This is a genomic window from Aureimonas sp. D3, from assembly GCF_001463805.1.
Lineage (GTDB): Bacteria > Pseudomonadota > Alphaproteobacteria > Rhizobiales > Rhizobiaceae > Aureimonas > Aureimonas ureilytica_A.
This window is the reverse complement of the sequence record NZ_BBWM01000050.1, coordinates 81720-101720: the sequence shown is the minus strand read 5'-3', so window position 1 is coordinate 101720 and position 20001 is coordinate 81720. Positions and strand designations below refer to the sequence as shown.

Below are 20001 nucleotides of genomic sequence, written 5' to 3'. Positions count from 1 at the left end.
GCCAAGCGGCGAGACGCGTTTCACCGTTCGGGACGTTTGCTCCAAAACGCCTCCATGCGCTATGAGCCGCCGATGACGAAGAACAGGACATCCCGGCCCGGCGCGCCCAAGCGGCCCGGCCGGCCCGCGAGCCCCGACAGTGGCCCCGGCCATCGCGAGCCGCGCCGGCCCAGCCGCCGCGACGGAGCCGAGGCCGAGCGCGCCGAGCATCGCGCCGCTCCCAAGCGGCCCGAGCCGGCCGAGCGCGTGCGCGCCGCGCCCGAGGAGGCCGAGCGCCCACGCCTTTCCACCGACGAACTCGGCCGCGAAGGGCGGCGCGACCGCCCGGCCGTGGAATGGCCCGAGGGCGCCCGTCCGGCCTTTCGCGCGCCTGTTATCCTCACGGTCGAGCCCGGCGCGGACTACGCGCTTCTGGATTCGGGCGACGGCGAGAAGCTGGAGCGTTACGGGCCGCTGACCATCCGCCGGCCGGAGAATCAGGCGATCTGGCCCCGCCGCACCGACGCGGCCGATTGGGACGGGGCCGACGCGATCTTCACCGGCGACACGGACGAAGAGGGCACCGGCCGCTGGCGTTTCCCGCGCGAGGCGCTGGGCGAGACTTGGCCCATGCGGCAGGATGGGCTCGCCTATCTCGGTCGCTTCACCTCCTTCCGTCATGTCGGCGTCTTTCCCGAACAGGCCGTCCACTGGCGCTTCATGACCGACCTGATCGAAGGGGCGGGGCGGCCGGTGCGCGTCCTGAACCTCTTCGGCTATACGGGCCTTGCTTCGCTGCTGGCGGCGCGCGCGGGGGCTGATGTCACGCATGTCGACGCCTCCAAGCGCGCCATCGGCTGGGCGCGCGAGAATGCCGAGATCGCTGGCGTCGCCGACAAGCCGATCCGCTGGATCTGCGAGGATGCCGTGCGCTATGCCGAGCGCGAGGTGAAGCGCGGCGCGACCTATGACATCATCCTTCTCGACCCGCCGAAATTCGGCCGGGGGCCGAAGGGCGAAGTCTGGCAGATTTTCGAGGATCTGCCCTATCTCCTGATGCTGATGCGCAAGCTCCTGTCGGCGAACCCCCTGGCGCTGGTGCTGACAGCCTATTCCATTCGTTCGTCCTTCTATTCGCTGTCGGCTCTCATGGGCGAACAATGCCGGGGCCTTGGCGGCGCGATCGAATCGGGCGAACTCGTGATTCGCGAGGCGGGCGAGGATGCCCGTCTTCTTTCCACCTCGCTTTTTTCCAGATGGGTATCCGCTTGAGCCGTGACCGCGACGCCAATTCTTCCGCCCCGTCCGCGCGCCGGCCCGACACGGTCGCGCCCGGCCGGGTCAAGGAGGTTACGAGCGTTTCCAACCCGATCGTGAAGGACATCCGCAATCTCGCGCTGAAGAAGCATCGCGAGGAAACGGGTCTCTTTCTGGCCGAGGGGCTGAAGCTCGTTCTCGACGCGCTGGACGCGGGCTGGCGCATCGAAACGCTGGTGGCCGCCAAGACGCAGCTTCACTCCGAACTCCTGCAAAAGGCCGCCGCGCGCACCGTTTCGCTCGGGGCCGACGTTCTGGAGGCGAGCGACAAGGTTCTGGCGGCGATTGCCCGGCGCGACAATCCGCAAAGCGCCATCGGCATCTTCCGCCAGCGCCTCTATCGCACGGACGAACTCGACGCGGGCAAGGACGGGCTTCTGGTGGCGCTCGACCGGGTGCGCGATCCCGGTAATCTCGGCACGATCCTGCGCACGGCGGATGCGGCCGGGGCCAAGGGCGTGATCCTGGTGGGCGAAAGTGTCGATCCCTTCTCGCTGGAAGCCGTGCGCGCCACGATGGGCTCGATCTTCGCCGTGCCGATCGTGCGCCTCAGCGAAGCGGAGTTTCTGCGCTGGCGCGGCACGTTCAAGGGTCTGGTGGTCGGCACCCATATGAAGGGCGCGGTGGATTATCGCGAGCCGCCCTATGGCAAGCGCCCGACCCTGCTTCTGATGGGCAACGAGCAGAGCGGCCTGTCGGAGACGATGGCCGGGGCCTGCGAGACGCTGGTGCGCATTCCCCAGGTCGGCCGGGCTGACAGTCTCAATCTCGCGGTCGCCACGGGCCTCATGATCTTCGAGGCGCGGCGCGGGAGCCTCAAGCTGTGACGCGGCTTCTGAGTAGCGCGGCGCTGGTCGTGTCGTTTGCCGCGATCGACCAGATCGTGAAGCTCCTCGTCGTGCGCACCATGGGGCTGGGAGAGGCCATCGAAATCCTGCCCTTTCTGGCGCTGCTGCATGCGCGCAACGAGGGCATCGCCTTCTCGATGTTGGACGGATTCCACGATCTCGGGCTCGCTGTCATCTCGGCCCTGGTGCTCGGCTTCGTGGTCTGGCTCTGGTGGAATACGCCGGCTTCGCGCCGGCTCACCCATTGGGGCTTCGCGCTGATTGCGGGCGGTGCCGTCGGCAATCTGATCGACCGGGTGAGCCTTGGCTATGTCGTGGACTATATCTATTTCCACACGCCGGTCTGGAGCTTCGCGGTCTTCAACCTCGCCGACAGTTTCATCACGATCGGCGCGGCGCTGATCCTGATCGACGAGTTTCTGGTCGGCCGCCGACCCAAGACGTCGGGCGAGATGCCGGCTCAGGACAAGGGCTGACGCACATTCGGGAGGGAAAGCGCATGGGGAATGACAGGTTTCGGGCGATCCGTCTGACCCAAGGCGAGGGCGGGCAAACCCTGGTCGAGAACGTGACTCTCTCGGCTTCCGACCTGATGGACGGCGATGTCGATGTCGCCGTCGAGGCCACCACCATCAACTACAAGGACGCGCTGGCGCTCACGGGGCGCTCGCCCGTGGTGCGCCGCTGGCCCATGGTGCCGGGCATCGATCTGGCCGGCACGGTTCGCGCCTCGCGCTCGCCGCTCTGGCGCGAGGGCGATCAGGTTCTTCTTAACGGCTATGGGCTCGGCGAAACCCATTGGGGCGCCTATGCGGGCGTTGCCCGCGTCAAGGCCGAATGGCTGGTGCCGCTCCCCGATCGCTTCTCTTCCGGCGAGGCGATGGCTATCGGAACAGCCGGCTATACGGCGGCGCTCTGCGTGCTCGCATTGGAGCGCTTCGGCCTCTCGCCCGAGCGCGGGCCGGCGGTGGTCACGGGCGCGGCCGGTGGTGTCGGCTCGATCGCGGTGGCGCTTCTGGCGAAGCGTGGCTGGCATGTCGTGGCGGTGACGGGCCGGCCGAGTGAGGCGGATTGGCTGCGCGGGCTGGGCGCGTCCGACGTTCTGGAGCGGGCCGAACTCTCCGCCCCCGGCAAGCCGCTCGGCAAAGAACGCTGGGCAGCGGGCGTCGATTGCGTTGGTTCCAACACGCTTGCCAACGTCCTCTCGCAGACGATGCGGGATGGAGCGGTGGCCGCCTGCGGTCTGGCGGGCGGCATGGATTTGCCGGCTAGCGTCGCGCCCTTCATCCTGCGCGGCGTCGCGCTCCTGGGTGTCGATTCCGTCTATGCGCCGCAGGCGGAGCGCCGCCGCGCTTGGGCGCGTCTGGCCGAAGACCTCGACCCGGCCGCGCTGTCGAGCCTCACCAGCCCCATCGGCTTTGCCGACATCGTGCCCACCGCGCAGCGTCTGCTGGCAGGCCAAGTGCGCGGGCGCGTCGTGGTGTCGGATGTGGCGGCGGCCACTGTCATATGACCGTTTGCTTTGGTTTATGGTTTACGTCATGAAAGGGTCGCGAGTACGGCTTATGTCAATTCTTGGCAGAAGCAAGGCCCGGAGGTCGATCATATGGGTGCTTTCAAGCGTATCGACATGACGCAGGCCCAGCCTATCAGGCTCAAGCAGCCGATCGGCGTTCGCATCAAGCTCGGGCGACCCGCGCCCTTCGATCCGCTGGTGCCGGTTCTCGGCCGCCTGTGCGAGCTGGAGGTGCGGCTGGCGCGCTCGCGCGCCGAGCTGCGCGAAGCGCAGCAGCTCCGCTATCACGTGTTCTACGAAGAGATGAACGCCAAGCCTTCCGCCTTCCAGCGGATGACGCGGCGCGACCGCGACGTCTTCGACAAGTTCTGCGACCATCTCCTCGTCATCGACACGACGCGCCCGGCCGGCTCGCGGATCGTCGGCACCTATCGTCTTCTTCAGCAGGACAAGGCGGCTCTGGCCGGCGGTTTCTACACAGCCGGCGAATTCGAGATCGACGGCCTGATTAGCCGGCATCCGGGCGCCCGCTTCTTGGAACTCGGCCGTTCCTGCGTTCTCAAGAGCTATCGCGGCAAGCGCACGGTGGAACTGCTCTGGCAGGGTATCTGGGCCTATGTGAAGCAGCATCGGATCGACGTTCTCTTCGGCTGCGCTTCCTTGAGCGGTACCGACCTCACCGCCCTCGAAGCGCCGCTCGCCTTTCTGCGTGAGAACGCGCCGCCGCCGGAAGACTGGCGCGTGTCGGCCGTGGCCGGACGCCGCGCGCGCGTTGCGGGCTCCGTTGCCTGCCTCGATCCCAAGCGCGCGCTGGCCAGCCTGCCGCCGCTCCTGAAGGGTTATCTGCGCATCGGCGGCTATGTCGGCCTGGACGCGGTGGTGGATCACCAGTTCGGCACGACGGACGTGCTCGTGATCATGCCCGTCAAAAACATTAAGGCGCGCTACGTCCAGCATTTCGACACCGAGGGAACGCGCTCCGCTGCCTGACCTTCTGGACGCGTACTCTAAAGCGCGTGCCTGAAAGTACGCCGTCGCCAATCTCTCGAGCCGGTCTGTAACACGCCTGTCACCGGGCTCCGGTAGCTCCTTTTCCAGCAAACGCGGCTTCTGCCGCGTTGATCCTCGGGGAAGGACATTGCCGATGCGCCGCTGCCTCCTGGCTTGCCTGATATCCATGGCCGCGATCGGCGGGGCGCGGGCGGAATATGTCATCTCGGCCTATGGCGGCTATAATTCCTCGTTCGACAGTACGGTGGATGTCGAACGCGGGCCGTCCACCCGGTCGCTCGATGTCGAATGGGATGGGCGCACCTTCGAAAGCGGCGCGCCCTATTACGGCGTGCGCGGCACGGCCTGGCTGAACGATCTCGGCCAGCCGCATTGGGGCGTCGCTCTGGATTATGCCCATGCCAAGGTCGCGGCCGATCCGCTGCCGCAGGGCGTGAAGGTTCTGGAATTCACCGACGGGCTCAACCTGTTGACGGTGAACGCGCTCTATCGCGCCGATCCGCTCATGGGCCGCGTCACGCCCTATGCGGGCATCGGAGCCGGCATCGCCATTCCGCATGTCGAGTATCAGGAAGTGGGCGGCCCGCGCACCTTCGAATATCAGGTGACCGGGCCGGCGGTTCAGGCGCTGGCCGGCGCGGATGTCGCGCTCACGGATTTTTTGTCCGTCTTCGGCGAAGTCAAGCTGGCTTACAGCCACCACGACGCCGACCTGACGGGCGGCGGCTCGCTGAAAACCGACATCGTGACCAACCAGTTCGTGCTCGGCGCGAGCGTCCGTTTCGGGGCGCAGTAGACGCTGCATAGGGCAGGGCGATCCGGCAGCATGTGAAACGGTATGGCGGTGGAGGTGTGCCGTCTCAAAAAGGAGCGGGCGCGTCCTGAACGGCCGCTGTGACAGGAACGCAAGTCACCCGTTCGCTACGCACGGTGGGGGCGAACGCGATGACATTTGGTCGTAAAGAAGCGAAGGGCGCGGCACCGAGCGCGCCGCGCCGCGGCAAGGCTTCGAGAAGCCGGCCCTGAAGAGGCCGACCCCTGCGAAACCCGAAGCGTTCAGTCGATCCGCACGATGGAGCGGGTCGCCATGTCGACCAGCACCGGGCGGCCGTCATAGTAGAAATAGCCGAAATCCTTCGTGCCCTCGATCGCGGCGAGTTGCACCTGCGCGGGCACCGAAGCGCCCAGCGTCGGCGCGAGGCGCAGCGTCACGTCGGGCACGGGATGGTCGACGGCATATTGATGGGCGTTCACCGGCATCTTGTCTTGCGCAAGGGCGGTCAGCGGAGCGGCGGCAAGGCCAAGGGCCACCAGCATTCCCGCAAGGCGGGCTCCGTTCCGTGTCATGGTCATTCCCGTTTCCAAAACTGTTCGCGTAGCGCATCGTCCGCGCTACCTTGCGGTGCATCATAGGCCTCACCGCCCCAGATGCCAACGCGCCAAGAGGGTGGGTCGATCGCTTGAATGAAAATAAGGGTTCGGCGCTGAACGGGCGCTGAATGGCCTGTGTTCCTGTCGGAGGGCCGATCTCATGCCGGAAAGGAGCGGAGGCTGGGTGCCGGCGCGCAGTTCCATGGCATGGCTGGCGCTTCTTTCGTCATTGCCCCCCTTGCGGTGCGGTATAGGTTTTGGAGAGGGGCGCGTCTCGTGCAGCCGCCGATGATTCGTTCCTGACATGAGGTCGGCGTCCGCGCGCGGCTTGTGGATACCGGGTGCAAGCGCCGCCATGGTGGCCGCGTGACTTTCCTCCCCCTCATGAAAACCGATACGATCAGCGGATGCTGGACATGATCCGACCTGCCCTCGCCGTCCCTGCTGCCGCCTCGAAGGCGGAGGGTGATCCTATGCCCGAGATGCGCGGGGCAGAGGGGAAAGCCGATGGCGGCGCGCCGACGCCGATGATGGCGCAGTTTCTGGAGATCAAGTCGCGCCATGCCGACTGCCTCCTGTTCTACCGCATGGGCGATTTCTACGAACTCTTCTTCGACGACGCGGTGGAGGCCTCGCGCGCGCTCGGCATCACGCTGACCCGACGCGGCAAGCACGAGGGCGCCGATATTCCGATGGCCGGCGTGCCGGTCGTCTCCTCGGACGATTATCTGGAGAAGCTGATCGCGCAAGGCTACCGCGTCGCCGTCTGCGAGCAGGTGGAAGACCCGGCCGAGGCCAAGAAGCGCGGCGCGAAATCGGTCGTCAAGCGCGAGGTCGTGCGCCTCGTGACGCCCGGCACGATAACCGAGGAAACGCTGCTGGAGCCCGGCCGGCCGAACTTCCTCGCAGCGCTCGCGCGTCTCGGCGGGGAGGGCGGGTCCTTCGCGCTCGGCTGGACCGACCTGTCCACCGGGCAGTTCCGCATCGCGCCCTCGGCCGCCGATCGCATCTTTGCCGATGTCGTGGCGCTGGAGCCGGCCGAACTCGTGGTAGCCGACGCCCTGCGCGAGGACGAAGCCTTGCAGCCGCTTCTGCGCCGCCTCGGCCGGCGCGTGCGTTTCGAGCCGGCCAGCCTCTTCGATGCGGCGACCGCCGCCGAGCGCCTGCAAAGCTTCTTCGAGGTTTCGACGCTGGACGGGTTCGGCGCGTTCGGCCGGGCCGAACTCTCAGCGGGCGCGGCGCTTCTCTCCTATCTGGAACGCACGCAGCTGAAAGCCCGCCCGCCTTTGGAGCGGCCGGAGCGGGTCGAAGCCGGCTCCTTCATGGTGATCGACCCCGCGACGCGCGCGAGCCTCGAACTCTCCCGCACCGTCTCCGGTAAGCGGCAGGGCTCGCTTCTCGCCACGATCGACCGCTGCGTGACGGGCGCGGGCTCGCGGCTGCTGGCGAGCCGCCTCGCCTGGCCCTTGACCGACCCGCAGGCCATCGCGCGCCGACAGGACAGCGTCGCCGCGCTTCTGGACGACCCGGAGCTTCGCGGCGAGCTGCGTGCCGCCTTGAAGGGAATGCCCGACACCGAGCGCGCCCTGTCGCGCCTCGCGCTCGACCGGGGCGGGCCGCGTGATCTCGGCGCGGTGTCCGAAGGTCTGGAGCGCGCGAGCCTGATCGGCGAGCTTCTCCAAGAAGGCGAATTCAGTTGGGAGCTGATGGAGGCCGGCCGCGCCATATCCGCGCTGCCGCAGGATCTGCGCTTCGCCTTACGCGCCACCTTGCGCGACGAACTGCCCCTGCAGAGGCGGGACGGCGGCTTCGTGCGCGAAGGGGCCGATGCGGCGCTGGACGAGGCCTTGGCGCTGCGCGATCATTCGCGGCAGGTCGTGGCCGATCTCCAGGGGCGCTATTGCTCGGAAACGGGCGTGCGCTCCCTGAAGATCCGGCACAACAATGTGCTCGGCTATTTCGTGGAAGTGCCCGAAGCCCATGGCGCTGCGCTCTTGGAGCAGGGCAGCGGCTTTTCCCATCGCCAGACGCTCGCCTCCGCCATGCGCTTCACCACGGTGGAGCTGTGCGATCTGGAAACGCGCATCGCCCAGAGCGCGGCGGAGGCGCTGCGCATCGAACTCACCCTGTTCGATCGAATGCGCGCCGAGGTTCTGGCCGCAACGGATGCGCTTCGCGCAGCCTCCGCTGCGCTCGCGCTGATCGACGTGACGGCGGCACTCGCCGAACTCGCGCTGTCGGGAAACTGGGTGCGCCCGCTGGTGGATTCCAGCCTCGCCTTCCGGGTCGAATGCGGGCGTCATCCCGTGGTGGAAGCGGCGCTGAAGGCGTCTGGCGGCGGTCAGTTCGTGGCGAACGATTGCGATCTCTCGCCGCCGGCCGGCACGGGGCCCAAGCGCGAGGCCGGGGCGATCTGGCTGATCACCGGGCCGAACATGGGCGGCAAGTCGACCTTCCTGCGCCAGAACGCGCTGATCGCCGTGCTCGCCCAGATCGGCTCCTTCGTGCCGGCGACTGAGGCGCATATCGGCGTGGTGGACCGCCTGTTCAGCCGCGTCGGCGCGTCCGACGATCTGGCGGAGGGGCGCTCGACCTTCATGGTCGAGATGGTGGAAACCGCCGCGATCCTCAATCAGGCGAGCGAAAGGACGCTCGTGGTGCTGGACGAGATCGGGCGGGGTACGGCGACCTATGACGGGCTGTCCATCGCCTTCGCGGCGGTGGAGCATCTGCATGAGGTGAACCGCTGCCGCGCGCTCTTCGCCACGCATTTCCACGAAATGACGGCGCTCGCCGCGCGGCTCAAACGCCTTGCCAACGTCACCGTGCGCGTCAAGGAATGGGAAGGCGAGGTCATCTTCCTGCATGAGGTGACGGCCGGCGTCGCCGACCGCTCCTATGGCATTCAGGTGGCGCGGCTCGCCGGCTTGCCCCCGGCCGTTCTGGAGCGCGCGCGGCAGGTTCTGACCCAGTTGGAAAAGAGCGAGCAGGGCGAAAAGCGCACGGCCTTTATCGATGATCTCCCGCTTTTCGCCGCGCTGAACCGCAAGCCAGCCGAGCCCGAAGTGCCCTCGGCCTTGAAGGCGCTCAGCGAAGTGGACCCGGACGCGATGAGCCCCCGCGAGGCGCTGGAGGCGCTGTATCGGCTGAAAGCCCTGCTGCCGCGCTCGCCCAAGGCTTAGAACCGGGGACAGAACCCTTCGGGTCGATCGACCGGGTCTTGTTCCCGCCGGGCATCGTTGCCGGTGCTCGTCCATGCGCTGCATGGCCTGCGCCCGGCGCCTCGCCGACAGAAACAATCCCTCGCTCGCCCTCCGCCGAATGGTTCTGTCCCCGGTTCTTAGCGGCGGCGCTTCCACCGCAGACCTGTAGCCGGCTCACCGAAGCGAGGGCTCGGGCGGCCGCCATGCGGGAACGCATGGGCTTCCGCGTCTCTTCCCCTTTCATGAGCCGGCGTTGGCCGGCATGTGAGAAGGGACCAGCCTCCATGTCGAATTTCCCCGCCCAGCATCAAGATCGGGAACCCGGCCGCGAGCACGAGATGAATCCGCGCCCGGACTATGAGCCGCGCTTTCCCGGATCGGGCCGGTTGAAGGGCAAGAGCGCGATCATCACGGGCGGCGATTCCGGCATCGGCCGCGCCACCGCCGTTCTCTTCGCGCGCGAGGGCGCAGATGTCGCGATCGTCTATCTCGAAGAGGATCGCGATGCCGAGGAAACCAAGGCGCTGATCGAGCGCGAAGGGCAAAAGGCCCTGCTGATCCGGGGCGATGTCCGCTCCAAGAGCTTCTGCAAACAGGCCGTGGACAAAGCGGCGGCGGAGTTCGGCAAGCTGGACATTCTCGTCAACAATGCCGCCCATCAGGAAGAAGCCGAAGACGTCCGCGATATTTCCGAAGAGCAACTCGCCAAGACCTTCGAGACCAATATCTACGGCTACTTCTACATGACACAGGCCGCGCTCGACCATCTAAAGTCTGGTTCGGCGATTGTAAACGTCACGTCGGTGAACTCCTACAAGGGCAACACGACGCTGATCGACTATTCCTCGACCAAGGGCGCGATCACGGCCTTCACGCGCTCCATGGCCTCCAACCTCGTGGAAAAGGGCATCCGCGTGAACGGCGTCGCACCCGGCCCGATCTGGACACCCTTCATCCCCATGTCGATGGACGAGGAAAAGGTCGCGAGCTTCGGCTCCCAGGTGCCGATGAAGCGCGCCGGCCAGCCCAACGAGGTCGCCTCCGCGCTTCTGTTCTTGGCTTCGGAGGATGGCTCCTATTTCACGGGCCAGGTCATGCACCCGAACGGGGGCACCATCGTCGGCGCCTGAAGACGCCGGCGCCGGACGGGGTACCTTGGGCGGTTAAGCTTTTGACAGATCGGGAAATGCACTATAGCGGCAACCACCCGATCAGAAGGCAGTGCCATGACCGCCCAAACGACCCTGTCCCGCCGCGAACGGTCCGGCGGCCAGCCGGCGCAAGCCCGGCAGGTCGTCGCGTCGCAGGCCGATCTACGGCTGGGCGAGATCGTGGATGGCAAGGCGCTGCGCGATGCCATGGCCGCGCTGATTCCAGCCGAGGGCGATGCCTCCGGCTCGCAAACGCGCAACGGGCTGCTGGCGCTGCTTAAGCGCGTCAACAGCGAGGGGCGAAAGGCCGCCGAGCGTCTTCTCTTCGAGGATGGCGGCGGACTTCTCTGCGCGGCACGCATCTCGCATCTTCAGGACGAGCTGATCCGCGCGGTCCATGATTTTGCGCTGCATCACGTGTTCGGCTCGCCCAATCTCTCCAGCGGCGAGCGCATGGCGATCTGCGCCGTCGGCGGCTATGGGCGCGGGACGCTGGCACCGGGCTCCGACATCGATCTTCTGTTCCTTCTGCCTTACAAGCAGACGGCCTTGGGCGAGCAGGTCGCCGAATATCTCCTCTATCTCCTCTGGGATCTCGGCCTGAAGGTCGGCCATGCCACGCGCTCGGTCGAGGAATGCGTGCGTCTGTCGGCCGAGGATTTCACCATCCGCACCGCGCTTTTGGAGCGCCGGCTGATCTGCGGCGAGGAGGCTCTCTTCACCGATCTCGGCCGCCGGTTCGACGCGGAGGTAACGGCCGGCACCGGCCGCGCCTTCATCGCCGCCAAGCTCGCCGAGCGCGACGTGCGCCATCGCAAGACGGGCGACACGCGCTATCTGGTCGAGCCCAATGTGAAGGAGGGCAAGGGCGGGCTGCGCGATCTTCACACGCTCTTCTGGATCGCCAAGGATCATTACCGCGTCGATACGCGCGAGGAACTGGTGGCGGCCGGCATCTTCTCGCGGCGCGAGGCGCGCTTGTTCGAGAAGGCCGAGGATTTCCTCTGGGCCGTGCGCTGCCACATGCACTTCCTGACCGGCAAGCCGGAAGAGCGCCTCTCCTTCGACCTCCAGCGCGAGATCGCCTCGCGGCTCGGCTACAACACCCATCCTGGGCTGACGGATGTCGAGCGCTTCATGAAGCACTACTTCCTGATCGCCAAGGATGTGGGCGATCTCACCGGCATTTTCTGCGCCGCGCTGGAAGAGGAAAATGCCAAGGACGCGCCGGGCTTCCGCGGTTTCGTGCGCTCCTTCCGCCGCCGCACCCGGCAGATTCCCGGCACGCTCGCCTTTCTGATCGACAACAACCGCATCACGGTGGCCAACCGCAACGTCTTCACGGACGATCCGGTCAATCTCCTGCGCCTGTTCAAGCTCGCCGCCGCGCACGATCTCGAATATCACCCCGACGCGCTGAAGCTCGTGCGCCGCTCGCTGCGCCTGGTGGACGGCGCGCTGCGCGCCAACCCGGAAGCCAACAGCCTGTTTCTGGACGTGCTGACGGATCGCAACAATCCCGAACTGCATCTGCGGCGGATGAACGAGGCGGGCGTGCTCGGCCGCTTCATACCCGAGTTCGGCAAGATCGTGTCGATGATGCAGTTCAACATGTATCATTCCTACACGGTGGACGAGCATCTCTTGCGCACCGTCGCCGGCATGTCGCGCCTCGAACATGGGGAACTCGCCAGCGAACTGCCCATGACGAGCGGCTTTGTGGAGACGATCCGCGACCGCGTACCCCTTTATGTCGCGCTTCTCCTGCACGACATCGCCAAGGGCCGGCCGGAGGATCACTCGGTGGCCGGCGCGGCCATCGCCGAGGAGCTTTGCCCGCGCCTCGGGCTGGACGAGCGCGAGACCGAACTCGTCGCCTGGCTGGTGCAGGAGCATCTCGTTCTCTCGATGACCGCGCAGCAGCGCGACCTGACCGACCGCAAGACGATCCGCGACTTCGCCGAGCGGGTGCAGACGCTGGACCGGCTGAAGCTTCTGACGATCCTGACCGTCTGCGACATTCGCGCGGTCGGCCCCGGCGTGTGGAACAACTGGAAGGGCCAGCTCATCCGCACGCTCTATGCGGAAACCGAGCTGCTTCTGACGGGCGGCTATTCCGAATCCTCGCGCCGCCAGCGCGCCGATTTTGCCCGGCGCGAATTGGCCGAGCGGCTGAAGGACTGGCCGGAGGAGCGCCGCGCGGCGCGCGTCGAGCAGCATTACGACAATTACATGCTGACCGTGCCGCTGGACGATCAGGTGCGCCATGCCGAGTTCATCGACGACGCCGACGAAAAGGGCCAGAGTCTCGCCACCGTCGCGCGCACCGACAAGTTCCGGGGCGTGACCGAGATCACGGTTCTGGCGCCCGACCATCCGCGCCTTCTCTCGCTGATCGCGGGCTCGTGCGCTGCGGCCGGCGCCAACATCGCCGACGCGCAGATCTTCACCATGACCGACGGGCGCGCGCTCGACATCGTCACCATCACGCGCGACTTCGCCGAGGATGCCGACGAGCTGCGCCGCGCCGATCGCATCGCCAAGACGGTGGAGGCGCTGCTGGGCGGGCGCGAGGCCATCCCCGCGCTTCTGGCGCGCCGCCGCCCGACGCGCTCCACCCAGTCCTTCGCGGTCGCGCCGCGCGTCGAGGTGCGCAACGATCTGTCGAACCGTCTGACGGTGGTGGAGGTCGAGGGGCTGGACCGGCCGGGGCTTCTGGCCGATCTCACGGGCGCGATCTCCGATCTCTCGCTCGACATCCGCTCCGCCCACATCACCACATTCGGCGAAAAGGTGGTGGACGTCTTCTACGTCACCGACCTTCTGGGCCTCAAGATCATCGGCGAGGGCCGGGCCGAGCGCATCCGCCGCCGGCTTCTCGCCGTGTTCGACAGCCCGGAGGGCGAACTCTCCTCCGCCACCGCCAAACCCTCTCCGGTCGCCTTCGGAATCGTCTCTTGAGCCTTTTGAAGAAGTTCGCCACGGTTGGTGGCGCGACGCTGATTTCCCGCGTCTTCGGTTTCACCCGCGAAATGATGATGGCCTCGGCGCTCGGCGTCGGGCCGGTCGCGGACGCGTTCAACCTCGCCTTCCGCTTTCCCAACCTGTTCCGCCGCCTCTTCGCGGAAGGGGCGTTCAACGCCGCCTTCATTCCGCTTTTCGCTCGCTCGCTGGAAGAAGAGGGCGAGGAGGGGGCCAAGCGCTTTGCGACCGAGATCTTCTCGACGCTCTTCACCGTGCTTCTGGTTGTCACCGTCGCCGCTATGGTCTTCATGCCGGCACTGGTGAAGACGATCATCGCGCCGGGTCTTGCCGCCTGCATCGACGATCCGCAGACGCTCGGCCAGCAGATTTCCTGCGAGGACCGCTACGCGATCACCATCGCTTTCTCGCGCATCATGTTCCCCTATCTCGCCTGCATGTCGCTGATGGCGATGGTGTCGGGCATTCTGAACGCCTTCCGCCGCTTCTTCGCCGCCGCCGCCGCGCCCACCATCCTGAACTTCGCGCTGATCGGCGTTCTCGCCTGGTGCTGGTGGAACGGGTCCGACCAGCAGACGATCGGCTTCCTGATGAGCTGGGGCGTCTTGTTTGCCGGCGTCGCGCAGCTTCTGATGGTGACGATCGCCATGCGCATGGCCGGCTTTTCCGTGGCGCTCAAGCGCCCGCGCTGGACGCCCGCGCTCAAGCGGCTTCTGATCCTGGCCGGCCCGGCCGCCCTCATCGGCGGCATCACGCAGATCAACCTCTTCGTGGGACAGGCCATCGCCTCCTACAAGCCGGGCGCGGTGTCGATCCTGCAATATGCCGACCGACCCTATCAACTGCCGCTCGGCATGGTGGGCGTCGCCATCGGGGTCGTGCTCCTGCCCGAACTCGCGCGCGCCTTGAAGGCTGGCCGCGCCGAGGAAGCCCAGCACACGCAGAACCGCTCGCTGGAATTCGCGCTGTTCCTCACCGTCCCGGCTGCGATCGCGCTGTATGTCATGCCGGAGCCGATCATCCGCCTGATCTACGAGCGCGGAGCCTTCCTGCCGGAGACGACGCACCAGGTCGCCGCCGTGCTCGGCCTCTACGCCCTCGGCCTGCCGGCCTTCGTGCTGATCAAGGTCTTCTCGCCCGGCTATTTCGCGCGCGAGAACACGCGGGTTCCGATGATCGTGACGGGCCTATCGGCCGCCGCCAACACCGTCCTCTCCTTCGTGCTCTTCTGGTTCTATGCCGAGCAGGGCATCGCGCTCGCCACCACGCTGGCCGGCTGGCTCAACGCGTGGCTCCTGTTCGAGGGTCTGCGCCGTCAGGGCCTTTGGCATGTGGACATGGCGCTGGTGAAGCGATCAGTGCTGGTGATCATGTCCGCCGGGGCGATGGGCGGCGTGGTCTGGTTTCTGTTGGAGCGCCTCGCGCCTTATCTCGCAACCGGTGTCGGCGCGCTGACGCAAGGACTCGCGATCCTCGCCATCGTGGCCGTCGCCATGGCGGTTTATTTCGGTCTCGCGCTGGCCACCGGCGCGGCCGACCGCGCCATGGTGCGCAATCTCCTGAAGGGCCGGCGCTCGAAGCGAGTCTGAGCCGAGCACCGGCGCCTTTCATCAGTCGCGAAGGTCGGCGGGAACCTGCCCGCCATTCTCGGCAAGCTTCGTCATGACCGCCTTGTGCAGCCAGGTGTTCATGGTCGCGGAGTCGCTCATGTCGCCGGTATAGTGAAGCTCCTGAGCCAGTTCCTTGCGGGCCGACAGGCTCGAGTCGAGATCGAGCAGCTTCAGGAGATCGACAATCGAGCGGCGCCAGTCGAGCGGCTGGCCGGCCGCCTTGGCTTTCGCTTCCAGAATCGCGGCGACATCCACCGGCTGGCTGGGGGCGCTGGTGGAAGGCGTGCCGGCCGGCGCAGCGGGCGAGGCAGGAGCGGGCGTCTGCGGCTGAGGCGCGGCGGGCGTGGAAGCCGGCGCACCGCCAGCGGAGGCAGGAGCGGGAGTCGGGGCTGGCGATGGGGCGGGCGTGGGCGCCGCAGTTGGCTGCTGCGCCGGTTCGGCCGCCTCGGCGCTGCCGAAAATCTTGTCTCGGATGCGGTCGAAAAAGCCCATATCGTCTCTCCTTGGCAATGAGGGCTCTGAAACGGCCCTTGATGCTTCGTAAGGGAAGACGACGATCCGCTGCGCTTGGTTCCGCCGGACGTGGGGGCCGGCTTCCCGCTCAGCCCGCTTGCGGCGCGGGCTTCGCTTCGCCATAAGCGCGCCAACCGGCGTTCGTCTCCGGGCCGCCGCTTTCGGAGTTTCCCCATGGCCGATTTCAAGCCCCTCGTCTTTTCCGGCATCCAGCCGACCGGCAATCTCCATCTCGGGAACTATCTCGGCGCCATCCAGAAGTTCGTCGCCTTGCAGGACACGCAGGACTGCATCTTCTGCGTCGTGGACCTTCATGCCCTCACCGCGCAACTCGTGCAGGACGACCTCGCCCAGCAGACGCGCGAGATCGCCGCCGCCTATCTCGCGGCCGGCATCGACCCCAAGCGCCATATCGTCTTCAATCAGGCGGCCGTGCCCGGCCATTCCGAACTCGCCTGGATCTTCAACTGCGTCGCGCGCATCGGCTGGATGACGCGCATGACCCAGTTCAAGGACAAGGCCGGTAAGGATCGCGAAAACGCTTCGCTGGGTCTTCTCGCCTATCCCAGCCTCATGGCCGCCGACATCCTTCTCTACCGCGCGACGCATGTGCCCGTCGGCGACGACCAGAAGCAGCATCTCGAACTCACCCGCGACATCGCGACCAAGTTCAACCACGACTTCTCCGCCCGCATCGAGGCCAAGGGGCTCGGCGTGCCCATGGCGATGGGCGACGAAACCGTCAACGGCTATTTCCCGCTGGCCGAGCCCCTGATCGAAGGGCCGGCGACGCGCGTCATGAGCCTCAAGGACGGCTCCAAGAAAATGTCGAAGTCGGACCCGTCCGACCTCTCGCGCATCAACCTCACCGACGACGACGAGACCATCGCCAAGAAGATCCGCAAGGCCAAGACCGACCCGGACGCGCTGCCCTCCGAACCCGCCGGCCTCGCCGGGCGGCCCGAGGCCGACAATCTCGTCGGCATCTATGCCGCGCTGTCCGGTCGCTCGAAGGCCGACATCCTCACCGAATTCGGCGGTCGGCCCTTCTCCGAGTTCAAGCCGGCGCTGGCCGATCTCGCCGTCGAAAAGCTCGCGCCCATCGCCGGCGAAATGCGCCGCGTCCTTTCCGACCCCGCCGAAATCGACCGCACCCTTAAGGACGGCGCCGAACGCGCCCGCGCCCTCGCGGACCGGACGCTCGCCGACGTCAAGTCCATCCTCGGCCTCTTGGGCTGAGCTGGTAGGACGACGCGGGGGCGCTGCCCCCGCACCCCCGTCAGGGGAAATGATTTCCCCTGAACCCCTCATTCGCTTGGCATGTGTCCGAGATTGGGGAGGGCCGCCGGCCCTCCCCAATCTCGGAAAAGTCCCAAAAGAAGGGAAGGGTCCGGGAAGTCTTTCCCGGACGGGGTTCGGGGCAGTAGCCCCGCCGTCACCCCGCCCGCTTGCCGGAGCCCAAGCAGGCTGGCATGGTCCGGCGATGGTATCCAAGCGACTCGGGCGCGACGCCGGTGGGCGGCGCAAATTTCTGGCGGTGGTCGATGAGACGCCCGAATGCGGGCGGGCGGCGGCCTATGCGGCGCGGCGCGCCAAGGCGAGCGGCGGCGCGGTCGTGTTTCTCTATGTGATCGACGCGGCGGATTTCACGCAATGGCTCGGCGTCGGCGACATCATGCGCGCCGAGGCCGAGGAAGAGGCGCAGACGCGACTGTCGCGCTTGGCGGAGGACATCCGCACGGCGGTCGGCATCGAGGCCGAGACGATCCTGCGCGAGGGCAAGACGGCGGACGAAATCCGCACCCTGATCGAGGCCGACCGCGAGATCGCGATTCTCGTCCTGGCGGCGAGCGACGCCTCGGACGGACCGGGGCCCCTGGTCTCGGCCGTGGCGGGCTCCGGCTCGGCCTTCCCGATTCCGGTGACGATCGTGCCGGCGACCTTGAGCGACGAGGAAATCGAAAGCCTCTGCTGAGGAGCCGAGCCGGAGTGCGACCGCTTCGGCCCCTCGGGAGCTGACTTACTCGCTATGTTCCTCAATGCGCCGGGCGCGCTCGGCGAAGGTGCGGTGCGTCTGCGGCTTGACGAAGAGAGTCGTGATCTCGGGATGCGCGGCGCGGATGGCCGCTTCGATGCGGTGAACGCTCGCCTCGATCTCGGGCGCGGTCATGGCGTCCTCGAACTCGGCGCTGAGGGCCGCGACGATCTGCGTCGGGCCGAGATGCACGGTAATGACGCCATTGGCGCTCTGCACGCCCGGATCACTCTCCGCGATCGCCAGGATCGCAGCCTGCGTGGTGGGCGCGGCGGCCTCGCCTATGAGGAGCCCCTTGCTTTCGCGGGCTAGGAAAATGGCCGTGGCCGCGAGAACGAGGCCGATGCCGATCGAGGCCGCGCCGTCGAGTTCCGGCATATCCAGCGCCTGCGCCAGAAAGATGCCGACGAAGGCGATGGCGAGGCCGATCAAGGCCGCGCTGTCCTCGAACAGGACGGTGAAGGTCGTCGGGTCCTTGGAGCGCTTCACCGCCTCGATATAGCCGAGCCGACCCTTGGTGACGCGAAACTCCTTGAGCGCCACGACCCAGGAAAAGCCTTCGAACAGGAAGGACAGGCCGAGCACGACATAGGTGATGGTCGGGTCCTCGATCGGCTCGGGGGCCAGCATGTGCGAGATGCCCTCGTAGATCGAGACGCCGGCCCCCAGCGCGAAAACCAGAAGCGCGACGATGAAGGTCCAGAAATAGAGCTCGCGCCCGTGGCCGAGCGGATGGGTGCGATCCGCCGGGCGGGCCGCGCGGCGCGTGCCGTAAAGAAGCAGAACCTCGTTGCCGGTATCCACCAGCGAATGCACGCCCTCGCTGACCATCGCCGATGAGCCGGAATAGGCCGCCGCCACGAATTTGGTGATGGCGATCAGAAGATTTCCGGCGAGCGCGGCATAGATGACCTTTTGCGAGCCGCCGGACTGCGCCCCCGAATGTGATGCCATGACCTGTCCCCTCGATACTGTCGGCAGGGCGGAAATGGCGAGAGGGCCGCATCGTTGCGTCCGGCCGGTCTCTCTTCTGCGGAACTGTGGACGGAGCGGACACGGCTCTTGTGCTTGCGGGCGCGGGCGCAGGGGCTTATCTCGGGGGAAAGCCTTGTCCCGGAGGACAAAGCGTCAAATCCTCTTGGCGGACGCAGCCCATGTTCATCCAGACCGAATCCACTCCCAATCCGCAGACCCTCAAGTTCCTGCCCGGCCGGGTGGTTCTGGAAAACGGCACGGCCGAGTTTCTGGAAGCCGCCGAGGCGGGCGCGCGCTCGCGCCTTGCCGGTAAGCTCATGGCGATCCAGGGCGTGACGGGCGTCTTCTTCGGCTACGACTTCATCACCGTGTCCAAGGACGCGACCGACTGGGCGCATTTGAAGCCCGCGATCCTCGCCTCCATCATGGAGCATTTCCTGTCGGGCGAGCCGGTCATGGCGCCGAGCGCCAGCGGCATGGCGGCGTCGGATTCCGGCGAGGAATTCTTCGACGAGTCGGACGAGGGCATCGTCTCCACGATCAAGGAACTGCTCGACACCCGCGTTCGCCCGGCGGTGGCGCAGGATGGCGGCGATATCACCTTCCGCGGCTTCCGCGACGGCGTGGTCTTCCTCAACATGCGCGGCTCCTGCGCCGGCTGCCCGTCGTCCACCGCAACGCTGAAGCACGGCATCGAAAACCTCCTGCGCCATTTCGTGCCCGAGGTCGAAGCCGTCGAGGCGATGGAAGCGGCCTGATCGGAGCCGCTTTCGTGCCTGACAACAAGGACCTGCTGCTGGCGATCGACACGGCGAACGAGCGCTGCTCGGCGGCGCTCCTGCGCCTGTCCGACCGCAGCCTCGCGGCCCTGCGCGAGGACGAGATCGGGCGCGGCCATGCCGAGCGGCTGATGGACCTGCTGCAATCCGTGCTGGAGGACGCCGGCGCGGACTGGAGCGAGGTGGCCAAGCTCGCGGTCTGCGTCGGGCCGGGTTCCTTCACGGGCATTCGCGTGGGCGTTGCCGCCGCGCGAGGCCTGGAGATTTCGCTGGGCGTGCCCTCGGTCGGCATTTCCACGCTGGAAGCCTTGGCCGAGCCGGAATGGGGCGAAGGCCCGGTTCTGGCGGTTCACGACGCCAAGCGCGGCGAGGTCTATGCCGCGCTCTTCGCGCAAGGCGGCGAGACGTTGCGCGAGCCGGAAGCGCTTGCGCCGGACGCCCTGCCCGCCTTTGTCGCATCAGCGGGCGCGGGATTGCGCGTCGTCGGGACGGGCGTGGCAATCGCGGCGGGCGTATTGGGCGAGGGCGCGGCGCTGTTTTCAGCCGAGCGGCGCTTCGCCTCGATCGCGGCTCTGGCGCGGCTGGGCGCGGAGCGCGTGCCGGACGGGCCGCCGCTGCCGCTTTACTTGCGCGGGGCGGACGCCAAGGCGCAAGTGCCGCTCGGACTACGGGCCGCGCCCCTGTGATCAACATTTTCTAGAGCCCTCCCGC

Annotated in this window: 17 protein-coding genes; 14 read left to right on the top strand and 3 right to left on the bottom strand. The window is 67.0% G+C overall.

The features are described from left to right. The first annotated feature begins 72 nt into the window (after nt 1-72). The 6 genes from AUL36_RS14675 to AUL36_RS14650 all read left to right on the top strand — a co-directional run bounded on the left by AUL36_RS14675 (nt 73) and on the right by AUL36_RS14650 (nt 5467). Nucleotides 73-1251 (top strand): class I SAM-dependent methyltransferase, encoded by a 1179-nt coding sequence (locus tag AUL36_RS14675; RefSeq protein WP_244497134.1) that lies wholly within the window; start codon nt 73-75, stop codon nt 1249-1251. Then, nucleotides 1248-2123, top strand: a complete 876-nt coding sequence (locus AUL36_RS14670; RefSeq protein ID WP_062221976.1) for a TrmH family RNA methyltransferase — start codon at nt 1248-1250, stop codon at nt 2121-2123. Before AUL36_RS14675 ends, AUL36_RS14670 begins: the two co-directional genes overlap by 4 nt. Beyond that, nucleotides 2120-2620: a signal peptidase II gene (gene lspA, locus AUL36_RS14665; protein ID WP_058602043.1), complete on the top strand. Its 501-nt coding sequence runs from the start codon at nt 2120-2122 to the stop codon at nt 2618-2620. The genes AUL36_RS14670 and lspA overlap by 4 nt, the downstream gene beginning before the upstream one ends. A 23-nt stretch (nt 2621-2643) precedes the next feature. Further along, nucleotides 2644-3657: an acrylyl-CoA reductase (NADPH) gene (gene acuI / locus AUL36_RS14660; RefSeq protein WP_062221937.1), complete on the top strand. Its 1014-nt coding sequence runs from the start codon at nt 2644-2646 to the stop codon at nt 3655-3657. Between the two features lie 93 nt (nt 3658-3750). Continuing rightward, a complete protein-coding gene (locus AUL36_RS14655; protein WP_062221932.1) occupies nt 3751-4650 on the top strand; it encodes a GNAT family N-acetyltransferase in 900 nt (299 codons plus the stop codon). Nucleotides 4651-4804: 154 nt separating this feature from the next. Continuing rightward, complete coding sequence (locus AUL36_RS14650; protein WP_062221930.1) at nt 4805-5467, top strand: outer membrane protein; 663 nt, start codon at nt 4805-4807, stop codon at nt 5465-5467. Nucleotides 5468-5727: 260 nt separating this feature from the next. Here the strand turns inward: AUL36_RS14650 and AUL36_RS14645 are convergent, their stop codons facing one another. Then, entirely contained in the window at nt 5728-6018 is a 291-nt protein-coding gene (locus AUL36_RS14645; protein ID WP_193752868.1) for a DUF1236 domain-containing protein, read from the bottom strand. Nucleotides 6019-6515: 497 nt separating this feature from the next. On the opposite strand from AUL36_RS14645, the gene mutS reads away from it, so the two are divergent. From mutS to murJ, 4 genes are all read left to right on the top strand, one after another. Then, the gene (mutS, locus tag AUL36_RS14640; RefSeq protein WP_082655860.1) at nt 6516-9224 is read left to right on the top strand and encodes a DNA mismatch repair protein MutS; all 2709 of its coding nucleotides are present in this window, start codon (nt 6516-6518) and stop codon (nt 9222-9224) included. A 305-nt stretch (nt 9225-9529) separates the two neighbouring features. Next, on the top strand, nt 9530-10375 hold the full coding sequence (locus AUL36_RS14635; protein WP_058635810.1) for an SDR family oxidoreductase: 846 nt from the start codon (nt 9530-9532) through the stop codon (nt 10373-10375). Between the two features lie 96 nt (nt 10376-10471). Beyond that, entirely contained in the window at nt 10472-13357 is a 2886-nt protein-coding gene (locus AUL36_RS14630) for a [protein-PII] uridylyltransferase (RefSeq protein WP_156418404.1), read from the top strand. Beyond that, on the top strand, nt 13354-14967 hold the full coding sequence (gene murJ, locus AUL36_RS14625; RefSeq protein WP_062221928.1) for a murein biosynthesis integral membrane protein MurJ: 1614 nt from the start codon (nt 13354-13356) through the stop codon (nt 14965-14967). Before AUL36_RS14630 ends, murJ begins: the two co-directional genes overlap by 4 nt. Before the next feature lie 21 nt (nt 14968-14988). Here the strand turns inward: murJ and AUL36_RS14620 are convergent, their stop codons facing one another. After that, nucleotides 14989-15480, bottom strand: coding sequence for a DUF3597 domain-containing protein (locus tag AUL36_RS14620; RefSeq protein ID WP_062221926.1), 492 nt, complete (start codon nt 15478-15480; stop codon nt 14989-14991). 195 nt (nt 15481-15675) lie between these two features. Between AUL36_RS14620 and trpS the strand changes: the two genes are divergently transcribed. Together trpS and AUL36_RS14610 are read left to right on the top strand one after the other, a co-directional pair. Beyond that, nucleotides 15676-16740, top strand: coding sequence for a tryptophan--tRNA ligase (gene trpS / locus AUL36_RS14615; RefSeq protein ID WP_062221971.1), 1065 nt, complete (start codon nt 15676-15678; stop codon nt 16738-16740). A 244-nt stretch (nt 16741-16984) separates the two neighbouring features. Beyond that, a complete protein-coding gene (locus AUL36_RS14610) occupies nt 16985-17476 on the top strand; it encodes a universal stress protein (protein ID WP_058602034.1) in 492 nt (163 codons plus the stop codon). Nucleotides 17477-17521: 45 nt separating this feature from the next. On the opposite strand, the gene AUL36_RS14605 is transcribed toward AUL36_RS14610, so the two are convergent. Beyond that, nucleotides 17522-18490, bottom strand: a complete 969-nt coding sequence (locus AUL36_RS14605; protein ID WP_062221924.1) for a cation diffusion facilitator family transporter — start codon at nt 18488-18490, stop codon at nt 17522-17524. Between the two features lie 200 nt (nt 18491-18690). Here AUL36_RS14605 and AUL36_RS14600 point away from each other — a divergent pair, with 200 nt between their 5' ends. Both AUL36_RS14600 and tsaB read left to right on the top strand, forming a co-directional pair. Next, entirely contained in the window at nt 18691-19269 is a 579-nt protein-coding gene (locus AUL36_RS14600) for a NifU family protein (protein WP_058633318.1), read from the top strand. Between the two features lie 14 nt (nt 19270-19283). Next, the gene (gene tsaB, locus AUL36_RS14595) at nt 19284-19976 is read left to right on the top strand and encodes a tRNA (adenosine(37)-N6)-threonylcarbamoyltransferase complex dimerization subunit type 1 TsaB (protein WP_062221922.1); all 693 of its coding nucleotides are present in this window, start codon (nt 19284-19286) and stop codon (nt 19974-19976) included. Nucleotides 19977-20001: the final 25 nt, after the last annotated feature.

Excerpts from the sequence above, each read along its gene's own strand:
- AUL36_RS14675 (WP_244497134.1), top strand. The coding sequence starts at position 73 with ATGACGAAGAACAGGACATCCCGGCCCGGCGCGCCCAAGCGGCCCGGC.
- AUL36_RS14635 (WP_058635810.1), top strand. The coding sequence starts at position 9,530 with ATGTCGAATTTCCCCGCCCAGCATCAAGATCGGGAACCCGGCCGCGAG.
- acuI (WP_062221937.1), top strand. The coding sequence starts at position 2,644 with ATGGGGAATGACAGGTTTCGGGCGATCCGTCTGACCCAAGGCGAGGGC.
- AUL36_RS14630 (WP_156418404.1), top strand. The coding sequence starts at position 10,472 with ATGACCGCCCAAACGACCCTGTCCCGCCGCGAACGGTCCGGCGGCCAG.
- trpS (WP_062221971.1), top strand. The coding sequence starts at position 15,676 with ATGGCCGATTTCAAGCCCCTCGTCTTTTCCGGCATCCAGCCGACCGGC.
- AUL36_RS14645 (WP_193752868.1), bottom strand. The coding sequence starts at position 6,018 with ATGACACGGAACGGAGCCCGCCTTGCGGGAATGCTGGTGGCCCTTGGC.
- mutS (WP_082655860.1), top strand. The coding sequence starts at position 6,516 with ATGCCCGAGATGCGCGGGGCAGAGGGGAAAGCCGATGGCGGCGCGCCG.
- AUL36_RS14605 (WP_062221924.1), bottom strand. The coding sequence starts at position 18,490 with ATGGCATCACATTCGGGGGCGCAGTCCGGCGGCTCGCAAAAGGTCATC.
- AUL36_RS14620 (WP_062221926.1), bottom strand. The coding sequence starts at position 15,480 with ATGGGCTTTTTCGACCGCATCCGAGACAAGATTTTCGGCAGCGCCGAG.
- AUL36_RS14610 (WP_058602034.1), top strand. The coding sequence starts at position 16,985 with ATGGTATCCAAGCGACTCGGGCGCGACGCCGGTGGGCGGCGCAAATTT.
- AUL36_RS14655 (WP_062221932.1), top strand. The coding sequence starts at position 3,751 with ATGGGTGCTTTCAAGCGTATCGACATGACGCAGGCCCAGCCTATCAGG.
- AUL36_RS14650 (WP_062221930.1), top strand. The coding sequence starts at position 4,805 with ATGCGCCGCTGCCTCCTGGCTTGCCTGATATCCATGGCCGCGATCGGC.
- AUL36_RS14600 (WP_058633318.1), top strand. The coding sequence starts at position 18,691 with ATGTTCATCCAGACCGAATCCACTCCCAATCCGCAGACCCTCAAGTTC.